Source organism: Mesorhizobium sp. BHbdii (assembly GCF_053848045.1).
Genome location: NZ_JBSPKX010000134.1, coordinates 1 through 516 on the forward strand (window position 1 = coordinate 1; position 516 = coordinate 516).

Annotated in this window: 1 protein-coding gene; it reads left to right on the plus strand. The window is 53.5% G+C overall.

The features are described 5' to 3' along the window. The first annotated feature begins 57 nt into the window (after positions 1-57). Positions 58-288, plus strand: coding sequence for a hypothetical protein (locus ACWTU8_RS32245; RefSeq protein ID WP_454580741.1), 231 nt, complete (start codon positions 58-60; stop codon positions 286-288). Positions 289-516 lie beyond the last annotated feature (228 nt).

Below are 516 nucleotides of genomic sequence, written 5' to 3' on the forward strand. Positions count from 1 at the left end.
ACGCTCCACCAATGCGTTTCACGATCCAGCAAGGGACATTTTTGTTGGAGGCTGAACATGCGCAGCTTCGAATTGATCGATCTGCTTTGCGTGGTCGAGGCCTGCAGGCACGATCGAGTGGTCGGAAATTTTGTCTCGATGGCTGAAGGCGTGGAAGAGTTGCGGGTGCTGACCGGCGATTTCGTGTCACCCGACGATGTGGTGGCAAACGCTCTCTCCACGGTAGCGCTTGCACGGGGCTGCTCAGTCTTGTTCGATGAACAGGCAGGGGCTGAAATTCAGCTTTAATGTCCTGATGGCTAAATCTCCATGACGCGGAAAGCCGTCCTGGGTCCGTTCGCCCGGTTGATCTAGAGCGTTTCACCGTTTCATGGAAACGGCGAACCACTCTAACTCTTTGTTTTGACGCAATTCCCAAGGGAAAGCGCTACACGCTTTTCCCGGGAAAACCGTTTCACACTTTTCCTGGAATTGCTCTAAGGCTTCGCATCATGGTCTGACTGGACCATCGGGTTT